Annotated in this window: 12 protein-coding genes and 1 tRNA gene; 11 read left to right on the forward strand and 2 right to left on the reverse strand. The window is 46.9% G+C overall.

The features are described from left to right. The first annotated feature begins 51 nt into the window (after positions 1–51). On the forward strand, positions 52–1,233 hold the full coding sequence (locus SK066_RS00735; protein WP_320543249.1) for a PdaC/SigV domain-containing protein: 1,182 nt from the start codon (positions 52–54) through the stop codon (positions 1,231–1,233). A 206-nt stretch (positions 1,234–1,439) separates the two neighbouring features. Next, positions 1,440–2,609: a PdaC/SigV domain-containing protein gene (locus SK066_RS00740; RefSeq protein ID WP_320543250.1), complete on the forward strand. Its 1,170-nt coding sequence runs from the start codon at positions 1,440–1,442 to the stop codon at positions 2,607–2,609. A gap of 112 nt (positions 2,610–2,721) precedes the next feature. Here the strand turns inward: SK066_RS00740 and clpP are convergent, their stop codons facing one another. After that, positions 2,722–3,318 carry an ATP-dependent Clp endopeptidase proteolytic subunit ClpP gene (gene clpP, locus SK066_RS00745; protein WP_308422664.1) on the reverse strand — a complete coding sequence of 199 codons (597 nt, stop codon included), beginning with the start codon at positions 3,316–3,318 and terminating at the stop codon, positions 2,722–2,724. Positions 3,319–3,694: 376 nt separating this feature from the next. After that, a tRNA-Arg gene (locus tag SK066_RS00750) sits at positions 3,695–3,769 on the reverse strand. 329 nt (positions 3,770–4,098) lie between these two features. On the opposite strand from SK066_RS00750, the gene SK066_RS00755 reads away from it, so the two are divergent. From SK066_RS00755 to rnr, 9 genes are all read left to right on the forward strand, one after another. Further along, positions 4,099–4,575 carry a hypothetical protein gene (locus tag SK066_RS00755; RefSeq protein WP_320543251.1) on the forward strand — a complete coding sequence of 159 codons (477 nt, stop codon included), beginning with the start codon at positions 4,099–4,101 and terminating at the stop codon, positions 4,573–4,575. A gap of 549 nt (positions 4,576–5,124) precedes the next feature. Beyond that, positions 5,125–6,153 carry a sugar-binding transcriptional regulator gene (locus SK066_RS00760; RefSeq protein ID WP_320543252.1) on the forward strand — a complete coding sequence of 343 codons (1,029 nt, stop codon included), beginning with the start codon at positions 5,125–5,127 and terminating at the stop codon, positions 6,151–6,153. A gap of 197 nt (positions 6,154–6,350) precedes the next feature. Next, entirely contained in the window at positions 6,351–7,355 is a 1,005-nt protein-coding gene (gap, locus tag SK066_RS00765; RefSeq protein WP_188778013.1) for a type I glyceraldehyde-3-phosphate dehydrogenase, read from the forward strand. A gap of 281 nt (positions 7,356–7,636) precedes the next feature. Further along, complete coding sequence (locus SK066_RS00770; RefSeq protein WP_250345708.1) at positions 7,637–8,818, forward strand: phosphoglycerate kinase; 1,182 nt, start codon at positions 7,637–7,639, stop codon at positions 8,816–8,818. Between the two features lie 76 nt (positions 8,819–8,894). After that, complete coding sequence (tpiA, locus tag SK066_RS00775) at positions 8,895–9,647, forward strand: triose-phosphate isomerase (protein ID WP_320543253.1); 753 nt, start codon at positions 8,895–8,897, stop codon at positions 9,645–9,647. Next, complete coding sequence (gene gpmI, locus SK066_RS00780) at positions 9,648–11,189, forward strand: 2,3-bisphosphoglycerate-independent phosphoglycerate mutase (RefSeq protein WP_320543254.1); 1,542 nt, start codon at positions 9,648–9,650, stop codon at positions 11,187–11,189. Positions 11,190–11,394: 205 nt separating this feature from the next. Beyond that, positions 11,395–12,699 carry a phosphopyruvate hydratase gene (gene eno, locus SK066_RS00785; RefSeq protein WP_188778008.1) on the forward strand — a complete coding sequence of 435 codons (1,305 nt, stop codon included), beginning with the start codon at positions 11,395–11,397 and terminating at the stop codon, positions 12,697–12,699. A gap of 795 nt (positions 12,700–13,494) precedes the next feature. Next, complete coding sequence (gene secG / locus SK066_RS00790; protein WP_188778005.1) at positions 13,495–13,725, forward strand: preprotein translocase subunit SecG; 231 nt, start codon at positions 13,495–13,497, stop codon at positions 13,723–13,725. 586 nt (positions 13,726–14,311) lie between these two features. Further along, the gene (rnr, locus tag SK066_RS00795; protein ID WP_320543255.1) at positions 14,312–17,116 is read left to right on the forward strand and encodes a ribonuclease R; all 2,805 of its coding nucleotides are present in this window, start codon (positions 14,312–14,314) and stop codon (positions 17,114–17,116) included. Positions 17,117–17,223: the final 107 nt, after the last annotated feature.

A 17,223-nucleotide genomic window follows, 5' to 3' on the forward strand; every position in this document is an offset into this window, starting at 1 on the left:
TGTGAATTGCTGAACGGAAAATAGTAAATAAATGAATAGGAGAACGATCAAATGAATACATTATATCCGCTGAAAAATACAAGCTATCTGAAAAAAACGGCTGCACTGGTACTCGCAACAACACTGGCGACAGCAGGTACAATCGCGATTTTGCCTGGAAGTACAGGTTCTGTATATGCAGCGACCGCCAGCTCTAAGACGAATCCATCTATTGTGAATGTACAGGTAGAAGGTAAAGCGATATCTACACAGGGTATACTCGGCCAAACAGGCAAAACGCTGGTACCCTTAAAAGAAGCAGCCAAAGCGCTAGGAGCTACCGTTACATATGATACGAAAACACGCACCGTGATCGTATCCAAAGGGAAGCAAATCTCTTCATATCTTATGTATACCGATGGAGGGGCAAAGGATAATCTGTTTGTTACATTCAACAGTAGCGCACTTGGTGATACCTTTGATGGTCAGGTCATCAAAGGAACGACCTATGTAGAAGCAAAAGCATTATCCGAGCCTTTCGGTTACCGTACGGTATGGACAAAAGCAACGAATACAGTGAATTTTACAACTGTGGGTATGAATGCCATCACGATCACACCGACCAAGCTAGCTGATCCTATCGATAACGAATACACCGACGTGAGCGTGCTGTATCCAGTTATCTCAGGTTTGGATAATGAAGCTGCTCAAACGAAGATCAATGCAGCGCTCAAGGCATATGTAGATCAATCGATAGCTACAACGAAAAAGCAAATTCAGGAAGCAGGCAAGCCCGATTCACCTAATCTACAATATGAAGTGGATAGCGGTTATAAAGTCAGCTATAACCAGAATGGAGTTATCAGCTTCCTGTTGTATGACTATGGATATCTGGGTGGTGCACACGGTGGAGAGACGTTAACAGGCATGACGTTCTCACTCAAAGACGGTAAAGCAATCAAGCTGGGTGATTTACTGAAATCGAATACTTCGTATCGTCAGAATATCAAGGAGCTACTACAAAATGAAATTAAAAAACAAGGCGGTGCAGAGGACGGTACACTGGATTCATTTAACGATCTGTCGAACAACTCCAGCGCTTATTTGAATAATTACTATCTGACTGATCGCGGCTTTACGATTTTCTTCCAGCAATATGCGATTGCGCCTTATGCAGCAGGTACTCCAGAGTTCAGTTTCACGTTCAATCAACTGCTGAAAGCGGGTACGAATCCGTTGAAGGCTTATCAATAACAATCGGATACTGCCTGATCGATATATACCTATACAATGAATAACATCAAAATAACAGCATACGAAATAACAAACAAAAAAGCTGTAACGGCTCATCCCGTTGCAGCTTTTATTACAACCTGTTATGGAATCGTTACTTACATATAAAGATTCAGCTATAATTAAGCTAGATTTGAATGGATCTATAGAGGAGGTAGAGAAGATAGATGCAGTCTAAAGTAAACAATATACCGTGCTTCAAAACAATTCCTGTTCTGCTGTTGGCATTAACGATGACGGCAATGGCAATAGTCATTAGCCTTTTAGCTAGTACAAATTCAGTATATGCAGCTAAAGCTAGCTTCCAATTGGACAAGCTCGTTAACATCCGGGTAGAGGGGAAAACCACATCAGCGAAAGGGATCATTAGCGAATCTGAAAAAACATTAGTACCACTCAAAGACACCGTAAAAGCATTTGGCGGAGTCGTTACATATCATGCCCAGACACATGTCATTATCGCTACTAAAGGTAAAGAAAAGACCGTATATTCAATGAGCAAGAATATAGAAAAGGATGGTATACAGGTCGTTGCTCATGGAGGAACTTTAGGTGAACAGTATGAGGGCAGGCTAGTTAAAGGCGTGCTGTATGTAGAGACGACGGCATTAGCGGATTCATTTGGCTATCTGATCCATTGGAATTCTAAATCGATTACTGTAGATTTTACGACAGCAGGCTTGAATCAAGTCACAATCACACCAACCCAGCTGAAGAATTCCATTCCCAACCAATATACCGACGTTAATATTGTCTATCCCGTACTATCCGGTCTGAATAACGAAGAAGCACAACATGATATCAATGGAGCACTTCAAACACATAGTGAGAAGTATCTTGCAGCCGCGAATCAACAGATGCAGATTGCAGGTGAACCTCATGCTAAAGATATGCGTTACTCCATACAAGGCAACTATGCTGTCACTTACAATCAGAACGGTATCATTAGTGTTGTGTTTAGAGAATATCAATATGTGGGCAAAGCATATTCAGGCTTGAAGCAGACAGCTATGATCTTTAACCTGAGAGATGGTAAAGTGATTCAGCTAGAAGATATATTGGCATCTAATGCTGTTCATGTACAAGATTTGAGAACATTCCTGCGACTCGATATCAAAAAGCAGGGTGAGGTTAAAGGGTATACACCAGACAAATTTGACGCACTGGCTAAAAATTCGACAGCCTATATTAATCAATCATATCTGACTAATAACGGTTTTACTATTTTCTTTGCACCATATCAGATCGCTCCAGGCGATCTCGGAATCCTGGAATTTCATTTTAACTGGAATCAATTTCTTGCTCCTGATAGTAATCCGTTCCAAGCTTATCAATAGATGTTATCCCATATGTGAATCAATCCACAGCTCAATATGAAAAACAAAAAAGCTGCAACGGCTCATCCCGTTGCAGCTTTTTGGCTATTTCCACACATACACAAAGTTGTTATTACACGCCTTGTGGAGGTGTTTTTTCAATTACTTTATCGATCAGACCATAATCAGCCGCTTCAGCTGCTGTCATGAAGTAGTCACGGTCGGTGTCGCGCTCGATGCGATCCAGCGGTTGACCTGTACGATCAGCCAGGATTTTGTTCAGCTTGTCGCGCATTTTCAGAATGCGGCGAGCTCTGATCTCGATGTCGGTCGCTTGACCCTGTGCACCACCGAGTGGTTGGTGAATCATAACCTCACTGTTTGGCAGTGCAAAGCGTTTGCCTTTTGCACCAGCATTCAGCAGGAATGCGCCCATACTTGCTGCCATACCTACACAGATCGTAGATACGTCGGCTTTGATAAATTGCATTGTATCATAAATCGCCATCCCCGCAGTAATCGAACCGCCAGGACTGTTAATGTAAAGGTGAATATCTTTTTCTGGGTCTTCGGCTTCCAGGAACAGCATTTGTGCAATAATCGCATTAGCTACGACATCATTAACTTCCGAACCTAGAAAGATGATGCGGTCTTTCAGCAAACGGGAATAAATATCATATGCGCGTTCGCCACGACTGCTTTGTTCTACGACCATAGGGATATAACTCACTAGAAACCCTCCTTAAATTACGATCATCGTAAATGTCATTATATAGTGGAATCTCTGGTCAAACAATGACAAGAATCAATTGTTCTTACCACATTATAGGGTAGTTCAAACTAAAAGTCAAAGAAAGTCAAACTATCCATCCTAAAAATTTCTAAATTACTGGAAATTGGGTTAATATAAGAAGAAGCACGCTTATTTTCCAGTATACAGCTACATATAAAAATAACCAGCCTCGGCTGGTTGACGTTCATTTCCACGATTCGTTAGTGGAAATAATATGTATTTAACAATTGTCTGGTATAACTATTACTGGAATGCTGTGCAAGGAAACAATGAATACCTTGAAAAGTATATCTTGCTCATACAGTAAATCAAGTGGCGCGCCCGCCAAGAATCGAACTTGGATCTCAGGCTTCGGAGGCCTACGTCATATCCATTGGACCACGGGCGCAAATAAGCAACAGCAAGAATGATTATAGATGAAAGAACCTTAAAAAGCAAGATAGCCCTTACAACATCGATAGCGTCAACCTTTCAACTCTATCTGCCGTTTTGCTCCAGCTTCTATTCCCTGTACACATAAATCTGGATTGGGACTGTAGGTAGACTGAGCTTTGGTTATCTATCTGCCTTGAACAATAGCTGTGATTCCAGATTAACTGAGAGTAGCAACACGGGTTGAAGCAAGTTAGTGATATTGTAGCCATTTCGTAGCTTGATCAAAATTAGCAAGTATGTAGACTTACAAAACAATATATTTTGAAAAGAGGTTCAATACTTATGAATGTATCCAAATCTTTTTTGGTAGCTATTTCAGCAACTTTGATTACTACTATTCCTATAAGTTCGCAGACTTTAAATGAACAGTCAGCAACTGCGATACCAACTTCTGCCTCTATCATTTCCTCGATTTCTCATAATGATAGAATGACTCCAAATGATACTCAAGTTGCGCTTACGAGAAGTTCTATTACTAGGAGCGGTGGTAATTTTGTAGTGCCAGCAAACTATGGTTGGCTGAAAGTTTGGGTTTACAATACTGGTAATAGTGAACTCACAGTAACTGTAAGAAAAGCTAATCGTACAACAAATTATTTATATTATAAAATCCCTCCCAAAAAGCAAATGGTTATTCCAAACAATGGAAAAGCTACAGGAACAGGCTTACATATCATTAATTTTTCTAGCGCTAATGGTGTACTTTCTGGCGATTTTAGTGTGGTTATGGCAGATAACCCTAAAAAAAGCCAAAGTTAATTCAAAAATCGTATGCCCTTTCTATATTATTTTTTGCCTTACACCTATTTTCAAGTTGGTCAGGGTTGTCTCGTGCTCATTGTGGTGCTTTCGAATGCTATGGAGATGGGGAACTTATTTTAAATTTCCAAGTAATACGAAAGGAAAATATATAGAAAAACTGTCATTAAAACGATCTATTGCGGTTAATGCTTATAGAGAAAGAGCTGTCTTTGCAGGAAAAGTAATAGGAAAAGAAGGTCTAAACGTACAAAGGCTGCTTTGTGTGTGTCCTGATTGCGTTGAAGGCGTTTGGGTAGACTCCCTCACTTCCTCGTTTACAAACAAGCAGGTTAAAGCTCAGATGTATAAACGTTTTATTCGCATCGTAACGCAGGAACACATCCACTTCAAATAGTTGACATCAATACTTGCTTCTACATCGAAAATTGGTTAATATAGATGTGGGACTTAAAAAGTTATGCCGGGACATTTTGAGTCCATGTACCTAAGCCTGGTTGAATGAAAATGAGATTACACTGAGCGAGATAAGTTGCAGGAGTGGAAAGCATGCGAAAATTACTGGAAATACAAAAGCAGCTTCTGCCCGATCTCACTGACGTACTGAAAAAAAGATACGCGATTTTACATCAGGTTATGATGACGGGGTTGGTTGGACGTAGATCGCTCGCCGCTTCGCTGAACATGACGGAGCGTGTGCTGCGCGCTGAAACCGATCTGCTCAAGGCGCAGGGACTGCTGGAGATTGAGAGCACGGGAATGCGCGTCAGCGATGCAGGCAGACAACTGCTTGAAGAGCTGGAGCCATTAATGGAAGAGCTACTTGGTTTGTCCGTTCTGGAGGATCGCATCCGCGAGGCTTATGGACTACAGCAGGTCGTTATTGTGCCTGGAGACAGCGACACTTCGGCTAGTACGAAGCAGAATCTGGGACGAGCAGGTGCGAGAGCGCTGCTCAGTGTGATGCGTGACGATGATATTGTGGCTGTGACCGGCGGTTTTACGTTGGCTGAGGTGGCAGAGCAATTAAGCCCAACCTTACCAGCTCCGCTCAGGGATGCCTGGTTCGTTCCGGCAAGAGGCGGACTTGGCGAAAATATGGAATACCAGGCCAATTCCATCGTATCGACGATGGCAAAGCGGGTAGGCGCGCAGTACCGGCTGCTGCATGTACCTGACCTGCTGCGAAGAGACGCTTATGAGCTGCTGTACGAGGATGAGAATATACGAGAGATCGTCGAATTCATTCGCCGTGCACGTATTATCATTCATGGCATCGGTGATGCAATGGAGATGGTACGACGTCGCCGCCTTGACCCACAGCTTGTTGAAGAGATTCGGGGAGCAGGCGCAGTGGCGGAATCCTTTGGTCATTATTTTAATGCCGAGGGACAGACCGTGCATCATATGCTGACGCTCGGTCTGCAACTGGAGGATATCGCCAATGCGGAAGTGGTCATTGGTATCGCTGGCGGACGCAGCAAAGCACAATCGATTCACGCTGTACTTAAATTCGGCCAGGAAGATATTCTGGTCATCGACGAGGCGGCTGCACGGGAGATCGTGAAGGAACTGTAAGCTACGGCTACACTCCTTTTTCCGGCAGCTGCCCGCAGAAACCTGTTGTTAGTGGATTTCTAACACGAGGTTCAATGAAGAATGATTTTTGCAGTAGCAAAATATCGTACTATTATTATCACTGTCTCGACAGGCTCAAGTAGCCTTGTCTTGATTGCATAAATTTCAACAAACTTATTTCTAGGAGGAATTAACTCATGGTTAAAGTTGGTATTAATGGTTTTGGACGTATCGGACGCCTTGCTTTCCGTCGTATTCAAGACGTAGCAGGTATTGAAGTTGTAGCAATTAACGATTTGACAGATGCTAAAATGCTGGCACATCTTTTGAAATATGATACAACACAAGGTAAATTCAACGGCGAAGTTGAAGTACACGACGGTTTCTTCAAAGTAAACGGTAAAGAAGTTAAAGTTCTGGCTAATCGTAACCCTGAAGAACTGCCTTGGGGCGAGCTTGGCGTAGACATCGTTCTGGAATGTACTGGTTTCTTCACAACAAAAGAAAGTGCTGAGCTTCACCTGAAAGCTGGCGCTAAACGCGTTGTTATCTCCGCTCCAGCAACTGGCGACATGAAAACAATCGTTTACAACGTTAACCACGAAATTCTGGATGGTACAGAAACAGTTATCTCCGGCGCATCTTGCACAACAAACTGCCTGGCACCTATGGCAAAAACACTGCAAGACAAATTCGGCGTTGTTGAAGGCCTGATGACTACAATTCACGCTTACACTGGCGACCAAAACACACTGGATGCACCACACGCTAAAGGTGACTTCCGTCGTGCTCGCGCAGCAGCTGAAAACATCATCCCTAACTCCACTGGTGCTGCTAAAGCAATCGGTCTGGTTATCCCAGAACTGCAAGGTAAACTGGATGGTGGCGCACAACGCGTTCCAGTAGCAACTGGTTCCCTGACTGAGCTGGTAACTGTTCTGGAGAAACACGTAACAGTTGACGAAGTTAACGCAGCAATGAAAGAAGCTTCTGACCCAGAAACTTACGGCTACACAGAAGACGAAATCGTATCTTCCGATATCAAAGGTATGACTTTCGGTTCCCTGTTCGATGCTACACAAACTCGCGTTCTGACTGTTGGCGACAAGCAACTGGTTAAAACTGTAGCTTGGTATGACAACGAAATGTCTTACACTGCACAACTCGTTCGTACGCTGGAATACTTCGCGAACAAAGGCTGATCCAGCCCTCTAGCTGAAATAAATATTAATTCCATAAAGCGGAAACAGAGCTCATTTGTTTCCGCTTTTTCTAAGTTGAATACTCACCGGGAGTGTTTAACCGTCTGAAGGGTAATGCCTGACGGATGTGGGGTTAGATGAAAGATCAGCATGATGCCAGTGGCGAGGATGGTGCAGGATCAGCAGCAGCGCAGAAGCTATGGCTTCCGTGTCTGCTGTACATATCGGCGGCTATTTTCGCCTGGCGCATGCTCCAAACTATGGGCATGGAGGAACGACTAATGAACAAAAAAAGTGTACGTGATGTAGAAGTAGCAGGCAAAGTGGTATTCGTACGTGTGGATTTCAACGTACCAATGGAAGATGGCAAAATTACAGATGACAAGCGTATTCGTGAAACGCTGCCAACGATCAACTTCCTGATCGAAAAAGGCGCGAAAGTGCTGCTGGCAAGTCACCTGGGCCGTCCAAAAGGTGAAGTGGTTGAATCGATGAGACTGACTGCTCCAGCTGAGCGTCTGTCCGAGCTGCTGGGCAAACCAGTAGCAAAAGCTGACGAATCGACTGGCGATGCAGTAAAAGCAAAAATCGCTGACATGAAAGATGGCGATGTGCTCGTACTGGAAAACGTTCGTTTCCATGCAGGCGAAGAGAAAAACGATCCAGAACTGGCAAAAGCATTTGCTGAGCTGGCTGATCTGTTCGTGAACGATGCATTCGGCGCGGCTCACCGTGCTCATGCTTCCACAGAAGGTATCGCGCATCACCTGCCAGCAGTAGCTGGTCTGCTGATGGAGAAAGAACTGGATGTACTGGGTAAAGCCCTGAACAATCCAGAGCGTCCTTTCACAGCGATCGTTGGTGGTTCCAAAGTAAAAGACAAAATCGATGTGATCGACAACCTGCTGAACCTGGCAGACAACGTAATCATCGGTGGCGGTCTGTCCTATACATTCATGAAGGCTCAAGGTCATGAAGTAGGTCAATCCCTGCTGGACGAGAGCAAGCTCGACGTAGCTCTGGGCTTCATCGAAAAAGCAAAACAACTGGGTAAAAACTTCTACCTGCCAGTTGATATCGTGATCTCTGACGATTTCAGCGCAGATGCGAACACTCGCATCGTTGAAGTTGGCGACATCCCAGCGGATTGGGAAGGCATCGACATCGGTCCAAAAACACGTGAGATCTATGCTGACGTGATCAAAAACTCCAAGCTGGTTGTTTGGAACGGACCAATGGGCGTATTCGAAATTGAGCCTTTCTCCCACGGTACTCGTGCGGTAGCAGAAGCTTGCGCAACAACAGAAGCTTACACTGTAATCGGTGGTGGCGATTCCGCAGCAGCAGCTGAGAAATTCCATCTGGCTGATAAAATGGATCACATCTCTACAGGCGGCGGCGCTTCCCTGGAATTCATGGAAGGTAAGGCACTTCCTGGCGTTGTGGCACTTAACGATAAATAAGTTTACAATAAAAGCAGTATGCACGCTGCTGTAATCCAGCGGCGTGCAAGTATGGAATAGAAGGAGTGATACTTCAGTGAGAACACCAATCATTGCCGGCAACTGGAAAATGTTCAAAACCGTTCCGGAAGCTCAAGCATTCATCGAAGGCATCAAGGGCAAAGCAGAAGTAGAAGGCGTAGAGAGCGTAATCTGTGCACCATTTACAAACCTGCCTGCACTGGTTGAAGCTGTAAAAGGCACCTCCATCAAAATCGGCGCGCAAAACCTTCATTTCGAAGACAACGGCGCATTCACTGGTGAGATCAGTGGTGTAATGCTGAAAGACCTGGGTGTGGACTATGTGATCATCGGTCACTCCGAGCGTCGTCAGTATTTTGCTGAAACCGACGAGATCGTGAACAAGAAAGCACATGCTGCATTCCGTAACGGTCTGACTCCAATCGTATGTGTTGGCGAAAAGCTCGAAGAGCGTGAAGCTGACCAAACGAAGGATGTATGTAAAGTACAAACTGAAGGCGCACTGGCTGGTCTGAGCGAAGAGCAAGCGAAAGCAACGGTTATCGCTTACGAGCCAATCTGGGCAATCGGAACAGGTAAATCTTCTACTTCCGCTGATGCGAATGAAGTAATCTCTTACATTCGTGGTGTAGTAAAAGACCTGTACAATGAAGAAGTAGCTAACGCGGTTCGTATTCAATACGGCGGTAGTGTAAAACCGGAGAACGTGAAGGAGTACATGGGACAAAGCGACATCGACGGAGCACTCGTTGGCGGCGCAAGTCTACAGCCTGAATCTTACATCGCGCTCGTTGAGGGGGCGAAGTAAATGGCTGTACCAAAACCAGTAGCTCTGATCATTATGGACGGTTTCGGTCTGCGTGCAGAAGTCGAGGGCAACGGTGTTGCTCAGGCGAAAAAGCCGAACTATGACCGTTACATGTCCGAATACCCGCATACGACACTGACGGCTTGCGGCGAAGCTGTAGGTCTGCCAGAAGGTCAAATGGGTAACTCCGAGGTAGGTCACCTGAACATCGGCGCAGGTCGTACGGTGTACCAGGATCTGACTCGTATTTCCAAATCGATTCGCGAAGGCGACTTCTTCCAAAACGAAGCGCTCGTCGGCGCATTCGAAAATGCTAAATCCAACGGCAAAAAGCTGCATGTATTTGCACTGTTGTCCGATGGCGGCGTACACAGCCACATCGACCACCTGTTTGCTACGCTGGAAATGGCGAAAAAGCAAGACTTTAACGATGTGCTGATCCACGTATTCCTGGACGGTCGCGACGTAGCACCAGATAGCGGTAAAGGCTACATGGAGCAATTGATCGAGAAGATCGGCTCTATCGGCGTTGGTACAATTGCCAGCGTACAAGGTCGTTACTATGCAATGGATCGCGACAAGCGCTGGGATCGTGTAGAAAAAGCATTCCGTGCCATCGCTTATGGCGAAGGCCCGCAGTTTGTTGATCCACTGGGCGTTGTAACGACTTCCTATCAGGGAGAAGTATACGATGAGTTCGTGGTTCCTGCTGTAATCGTGGATGGTGATAGCCAGCCGGTAGGTACAGTGAACGATGGCGATTCCGTTGTGTTCCTGAACTTCCGTCCTGACCGTGCTATCCAGCTGTCTCAGGCATTTACACAGCCGGATTTTGACGGCTTCGAGCGCGGCAACTATCCGAAAGACCTGTATTATGTCTGCCTGACTACTTACAGCGCAACGGTACGAGGCCATATTGCCTTCGGACCGAAAAGTCTCGACAATACGCTGGGCGAAGTGCTGGTACAGCACGGTAAAAAGCAACTGCGTATTGCTGAAACGGAAAAATATCCGCATGTTACCTTCTTCTTTAGCGGCGGACGTGATGTAGAGCTGGAAGGCGAAACTCGTATTCTGATCAATTCACCGAAAGTTGCAACGTACGATCTGCAACCGGAGATGAGCGCTCGCGAAGTGGCAGATGCCTGCGTAGCGGAGATCGAAGCAGAAAGACAGGATGTTATTATCCTGAACTTCGCTAACCCGGATATGGTGGGTCACTCCGGTAAGCTGGAGCCGACAATCAAAGCCGTAGAAACAACTGACGAATGTGTTGGACGTGTCGTTGAAGCGATCTTGGCAAAAGGCGGCGTAGCGCTAATTACAGCCGACCACGGTAACGCTGAAACCGAGATCGACGAAGATGGTCGCCCGCAAACGTCGCATACAACGAACCCGGTTCCGTTTATCGTAACCGACAAAAATGTAGTGCTGCGTGAAGGTGGCATCCTGGGTGATATCGCACCTACGATCCTTGACCTGATCAGCATCGACAAACCACAGGAAATGACAGGTACGTCTATCATTTCTAGCCGTAAATAAGCAAGCTTCTGCATGTGGCTGCTGTTTGCGCAGAGCTTTTAAACCCGTTATGAACGAACCTTGTAGCTGGCATGCGATTAACATGCTCGTCATGTTCCGCTGAAGTCGCCTGTCTGCTGCTATGGCGCGTTCCACATATAAGGATGGATGGCAGTCTCTGTCCCCATCCGCCCAAACTTATCCAAGTGAAGGAGACTTTTGAATCATGACAACTATTGAGAATGTATATGCTCGCGAAGTCCTGGACTCCCGCGGTAACCCAACTGTTGAAGTAGAAGTATATCTGGAATCCGGCGTTGTAGCTAGCGCAATCGTACCTTCCGGTGCTTCCACTGGTGCACACGAAGCGGTTGAGCTGCGTGATGGCGACAAATCCCGTTACCTGGGTAAAGGCGTTCTGAAAGCTGTTGAGAACGTAAACGAAATCATCGCTCCAGAAGTAATTGGTATGGACGCAACAGACCAAATGGCAATCGACCGCAAAATGATCGAGCTGGATGGTACTGCAAACAAAGGTAAACTGGGTGCAAACGCAATCCTGGCTGTTTCCATGGCTGTAGCACGCGCTGCTGCTGAAGCTCTGGGTCTGCCACTGTACTCCTACCTGGGTGGATTCAACGCAAAACAACTGCCAGTACCAATGATGAACATCATCAACGGTGGTGAGCACGCGGACAACAACGTTGACGTGCAAGAGTTCATGGTTATCCCAGCTGGCGCGAAAAGCTTCAAAGAAGCTCTGCGTACAGGCGCTGAAATCTTCCACAACCTGAAATCCGTACTGAGCAGCAAAGGTCTGAACACAGCTGTTGGTGACGAGGGTGGTTTCGCACCTAACTTCGCTTCTAACGAAGAAGCTCTGACTGCAATCATCGAAGCAATCGAAAAAGCAGGTTACAAACCAGGCGTTGACGTATTCCTGGGTATGGACGTTGCTTCTACTGAGTTCTACAAAGATGGTAAATACGTACTGGAAGGCGAAGGCAAATCCTTCACATCTTCTGAGTTCGTAGACCTGCTGGCTTCATGGGTAGAAAAATACCCAATCATCACAATCGAAGACGGTTGCTCCGAAGACGATTGGGAAGGTTGGAAGCTGCTGACTGAGAAACTGGGCAACAAAGTTCAACTCGTAGGTGACGATCTGTTCGTAACCAACACTGAGCGTCTGGGCCGCGGTATCGAAGAAGGTATTGGTAACTCGATCCTGATCAAAGTAAACCAAATCGGTACGCTGACTGAAACATTCGAAGCGATCGAAATGGCGAAACGCGCTGGTTACACAGCAGTTATCTCCCACCGTTCCGGTGAGTCCGAAGATAGCACAATCGCTGACATTGCAGTTGCAACAAATGCAGGTCAGATCAAAACTGGTGCTCCTTCCCGTACTGACCGTATCGCGAAATACAACCAACTGCTTCGCATCGAAGATCGTCTGGGCGAAGTTGCTAAATATGACGGCCTGAAATCCTTCTACAACCTGACTGAGCACAGAGGTTTGACGAAGTAATTTCGTTCGATCGGAGCATTCCGATTGATCTGAACAGGACGTAATACACGTCTATCGGTAAGGAATGGAGAATATCATTCACCATTTCCTGATGGTAATACACCAGCTTATCTGCTATCGCTGTAACAGATCAAATGGGATATACCGAATCGATAGACACCGGGCAGTCAGCGGATCATTGCCGCTGGTCGGCAAACGAAGGCTGCCCTGGAGAGGGACGACACGGAGCCCGTCATATGAAGGTCAGCAGGAGTTCTACCTCGCATCGGGTATTCTCATATCGTTGGCATTCATTGCTATTGGACGTTTAGCGTTCACTGGCAGATGGTAGACAGTAGATGGAATGACAATATGCCACTTCATCTGCACTGCCATGATAACGGCTCCGGTGATCGTCTTCCCGTTATACAATCTATATGGTGACTGGATCACAGATGCTTGAGCGGCTTGGCTCAAGGTAATCGGTATCCGTCAAAGCTGCACAGCGTGGTAACATGCTGCCTGCCATCCGTTATAGGAATGGGCGTTGCGGCTGACCGTACATTTCTGGCACAGGCGGCTTGAGCCGCTACTTATGTCGCTCTAGCCAGCCATGTACCGGACAGCAGCCATCCGTTTCAGCGGATGGCTATTTTTTTATAATAAAATGGTAGGTAGCTCCATCAGGAAAGCATTGCCATTGCCGTGCGCGATATGATAAACTATAAATGCTGTTTCTATAGAATGATATGGTTGTACAACCTGTACATATACATTTATAGAGGCTCGGCGTAACCCTTCAAGGAGGTGGAAATTATGCAATTAACTTTTCAGATTCTGCTTACAATCGTCTCCGTTGCTTTGATTATTGTTGTGCTGCTGCAAAAAGGTAAAAGTGCTGGTCTTTCCGGTGCCATCTCCGGCGGCGCCGAGCATCTTTTCGGTAAAACAAAGGCACGCGGTATGGATCTCGTGCTGCAACGCACGACCGCTGGTCTGGGTGCTGCATTTTTCGTATTCGCGATCCTGGTTGCTGTGTTCAAGTAATTGAACGTTAGCGATGATAAGGGTAGCAAGAATAACCCGGTATGGAGACTCTGAGGAGTCTGTGTACCGGGTTATTTGTTATTAGGAAGAATGAAATGGGCTGTCGGGAATAGCGATTGGTTTACAGGTGAATAAGCCATTGTTATCTGTTCATATAGAGTTCATATTGCCGTTTTATAATCAGAATTGTTCCCGAGCTTGTCCATTATTCCCATGCAAGTTGAAGCAAGACTGAAGTCCATGATGTGCAAGATCCTTTGCGGCGATTCACCGCTCTCAACCAAGGAGAGAGTGGTGGATGTGCCGCCTTTTTTTGTATACCGGATGCGAAGTGGCTCGATTGCTTATGAATTTCGCTGGGAACTACAGGCTCTGGATTAAATTAGTGTATACTAGGGTATGTGTATACTACATGAAGCATGATCGTTCGACTCGTTCAACACGCAGACGTCCAGCAGATCATGGACCGATCTGCGTTCTATCATCCATCACCGACACAGATCAGCGTATAAAGCACATCAAACTGCAATTACATATGAGCCGGATGAGCGTGAGCGCTGCTGAAGGTGGGCCGAGGTGAATTTTTATGATTACAGAAGAACAATTATTAACATTTATGCGGGCAACCGCTTATAAACCAATGACGTACCAGGAACTAGAGGAGCATTTTCGTATTGAAGATGCCTCGGATTTTAAGGAGCTTGTGAAGCTGCTGAATCGCTTGGAGGAAGCTGGCGATATCGTTGTGAATAGCGCCAATCGCTATGGCGTACCGGAACGTATGGATCTGGTCAAAGGGCGCATTCAGGCGCACGCGAAGGGCTTTGCCTTTCTGATTCCTGAGGATCGCGAGCATGGAGACGTGTACATCCATGCCAATGACCTGAACACCGCGATGAACGGAGATACCGTACTGGTGAAGGTCACCTCACGTAACGCTTCTGGCGGACGCATGGAAGGCGTTGTGGTGCGTGTACTTGTTCGTAAAAATACGCGCATCGTTGGCGTGTTCCAGGGACTGGACACGTATGGCTTTGTGCTGCCAGATGACAAGCGCATTAACCGCGATATTTTCATTCCGAAGGAGTCGTTTGGCAATGCAGTAGACGGCGAAAAGGTCGTTGCTGAGATTGTCAGCTATCCAGAGGGACGCGCGGCTGCGGAAGGTCGCATTGTTGAGGTGCTGGGACATAAGGATGATCCGGGCGTCGATATTCTGTCGATCATTCGCAAGCATCAGCTGCCGGAAGCCTTCCCGGATGAAGTGATGGACGAGGCGCAGGGCGCACCGGATGCGATCACGGAAGAAGAGATCATCCAGCAGGGTCGCCGCGATCTACGTGGCAAAAACATTGTTACCATCGATGGCGAGGATGCAAAGGATCTGGATGATGCGGTTAACGTAGAGCGCCTGCCGAATGGGAACTATCGTCTGGGCGTGCATATCGCCGATGTAGGCTATTATGTGCGCGAAGGCTCCAAGCTGGACGAGGAAGCCTACAATCGTGGCTGTAGCGTGTATCTGGTCGACCGCGTCATTCCGATGCTGCCGCATCGCCTGTCCAACGGAATCTGTAGCTTGAATCCACAGGTGGATCGTCTGACGCTGAGCTGTGAGATGGAATTTGACGAGAATATGAAGGTCGTGCAGCATGATATTTTCACCAGTGTGATCAAGACGAAGGAACGGATGACGTACAAAAATGTACGCCGTATTCTGGAGGATGAAGATCCTGAGCTGATGGAGCGTTATGCACCGCTGATCGACGACTTCAAGCTGATGCGTGAGCTGGCGATGAAGCTGCGTGGTAACCGGATGCGCCGTGGTGCAGTCGATTTTGACTTTGAAGAATCGAAGATCATCCTGGATGAAACGGGCAAGCCAATCGATATCGTCAAACGCGAGCGTTCGATCGCCGAGCAGATCATCGAGGAATTCATGCTGGCTGCCAACGAAACGGTAGCCGAGCATTTCCACTGGCTTAAAGTGCCATTCCTGTACCGTATCCACGAAAACCCGGATCAGGAGAAGCTGCAAAGCTTCCTCGGCTTCGTACAAAACTTCGGGTATGCGGTCAAAGGGACAGGCAATCTGATCCACCCGCGTGCGCTTCAGCAATTGCTGGAGGAGATCAAGGGTGAAAAGGAAGAGACAGTGATCAGCACGATGATGCTGCGCTCGATGAAGCAGGCCAAATATTCCGCAGACAGCTCTGGTCACTTCGGACTTGCCGCTGAATACTATAGCCACTTCACTTCACCGATTCGTCGTTACCCCGATCTCGTCATTCACCGCGTGATCCGCGAAGTAATCGAAAACGGTGGCGGTGGGCTCTCACCAGAACGTCAGGCGTATCTGGAATCCCGTATGTCAGATATCGCCCAGCAATCATCCGAGCGTGAGCGTGTCGCTGTAGACGCTGAGCGCGATACCGACCAGCTCAAAAAAGCGGAGTACATGCTGGATAAAGTGGGCGAGGAATTCGAAGGAATCATCAGCAGTGTAACCGGCTTCGGTATGTTCATCGAGCTGGAAAATACCGTAGAGGGCCTGATCCGTCTTGGTATGCTGACGGACGATTACTACCATTTCGACGATAAGCAGATGATTCTACTCGGCGAGCGCACATCACGTATCTTCCGTATCGGGGATACAATTACCATTCGTGTAGCCGGCGTGAATATGGACGATCATACGATCGATTTCGAGCTGACGGATATGCCGAAGTCGAATCGTCGCTTTGCAGATCGTGGCGCACGTGGAGAGAGCGAACGTCGCGGCGGACGCGGTACACGCACAGATAGTGGCAACGGCGAGCGCGCCGCTGGCACAGGACGTAGAAGCAAAAACAAAAATGCGAAAAAAGCCGAGCGCTTCGGACGCGCTGCCAAGAAGGCAAAAGCAAATGCTGGTGGTAACGGTACAGCAGCAAGTACACCAAATGGGCGTACTGGAGACAGTAGCGTTGCTTCAGGTAACGCGAGTAACGGCAAAGGCGGCGATTCCGTACGCTATCCTACAGGCGGTCGCAGCAAGCGCAAACGTGGCTCCGCAGGAGGAGCTACATCTGCGCAAGCCACTCCAACAGGAAGTGGAAGTGAAACTGCAAGCTCCGGTAACAGCTCCAACAAGAAGAAACGGAAAAAGGACAGCGGCATTAACTTCTCCAGTTCTTCTAAGGGTGGAGAAAGCAGTACGCGTAGCTTCGCCTTCGGCTCTGGCAAAGGCGGTTATAGTAGCCCGGTGGAATCAAGTAAAAAGAAGAAAAGTAAATCCCGTAAGCCTTCTGACGCTTCATCATCAGTAACGAATAGCGCTCCAGCAGAATCAAGCAAGCCGCCTAAGCGTAAGTTCAAGAAAAAGAAGGATAAGTCGAAGGGTACGGAATAAGATATAGACCGTAGCAGAAGATGGATAGGTTCGAAAAGTACAAGATACGGTTATCCCTCATTGTTTAATTCGATCTATTCATTTTGCAAGAGAGATAGGGCATTTAT

Source organism: Paenibacillus hunanensis, from assembly GCF_034055775.1.
In the GTDB taxonomy this organism is placed as follows: domain Bacteria; phylum Bacillota; class Bacilli; order Paenibacillales; family Paenibacillaceae; genus Saccharibacillus; species Saccharibacillus hunanensis.

Bases quoted from the DNA above. Each gene is read 5' to 3' on its own strand.
- SK066_RS00760 (WP_320543252.1), top strand. From the start codon at position 5,125: ATGCGAAAATTACTGGAAATACAAAAGCAGCTTCTGCCCGATCTCACT.
- eno (WP_188778008.1), top strand. From the start codon at position 11,395: ATGACAACTATTGAGAATGTATATGCTCGCGAAGTCCTGGACTCCCGC.
- SK066_RS00735 (WP_320543249.1), top strand. From the start codon at position 52: ATGAATACATTATATCCGCTGAAAAATACAAGCTATCTGAAAAAAACG.
- rnr (WP_320543255.1), top strand. From the start codon at position 14,312: ATGATTACAGAAGAACAATTATTAACATTTATGCGGGCAACCGCTTAT.
- secG (WP_188778005.1), top strand. From the start codon at position 13,495: ATGCAATTAACTTTTCAGATTCTGCTTACAATCGTCTCCGTTGCTTTG.
- SK066_RS00770 (WP_250345708.1), top strand. From the start codon at position 7,637: ATGAACAAAAAAAGTGTACGTGATGTAGAAGTAGCAGGCAAAGTGGTA.
- SK066_RS00755 (WP_320543251.1), top strand. From the start codon at position 4,099: ATGAATGTATCCAAATCTTTTTTGGTAGCTATTTCAGCAACTTTGATT.
- gpmI (WP_320543254.1), top strand. From the start codon at position 9,648: ATGGCTGTACCAAAACCAGTAGCTCTGATCATTATGGACGGTTTCGGT.
- SK066_RS00740 (WP_320543250.1), top strand. From the start codon at position 1,440: ATGCAGTCTAAAGTAAACAATATACCGTGCTTCAAAACAATTCCTGTT.
- gap (WP_188778013.1), top strand. From the start codon at position 6,351: ATGGTTAAAGTTGGTATTAATGGTTTTGGACGTATCGGACGCCTTGCT.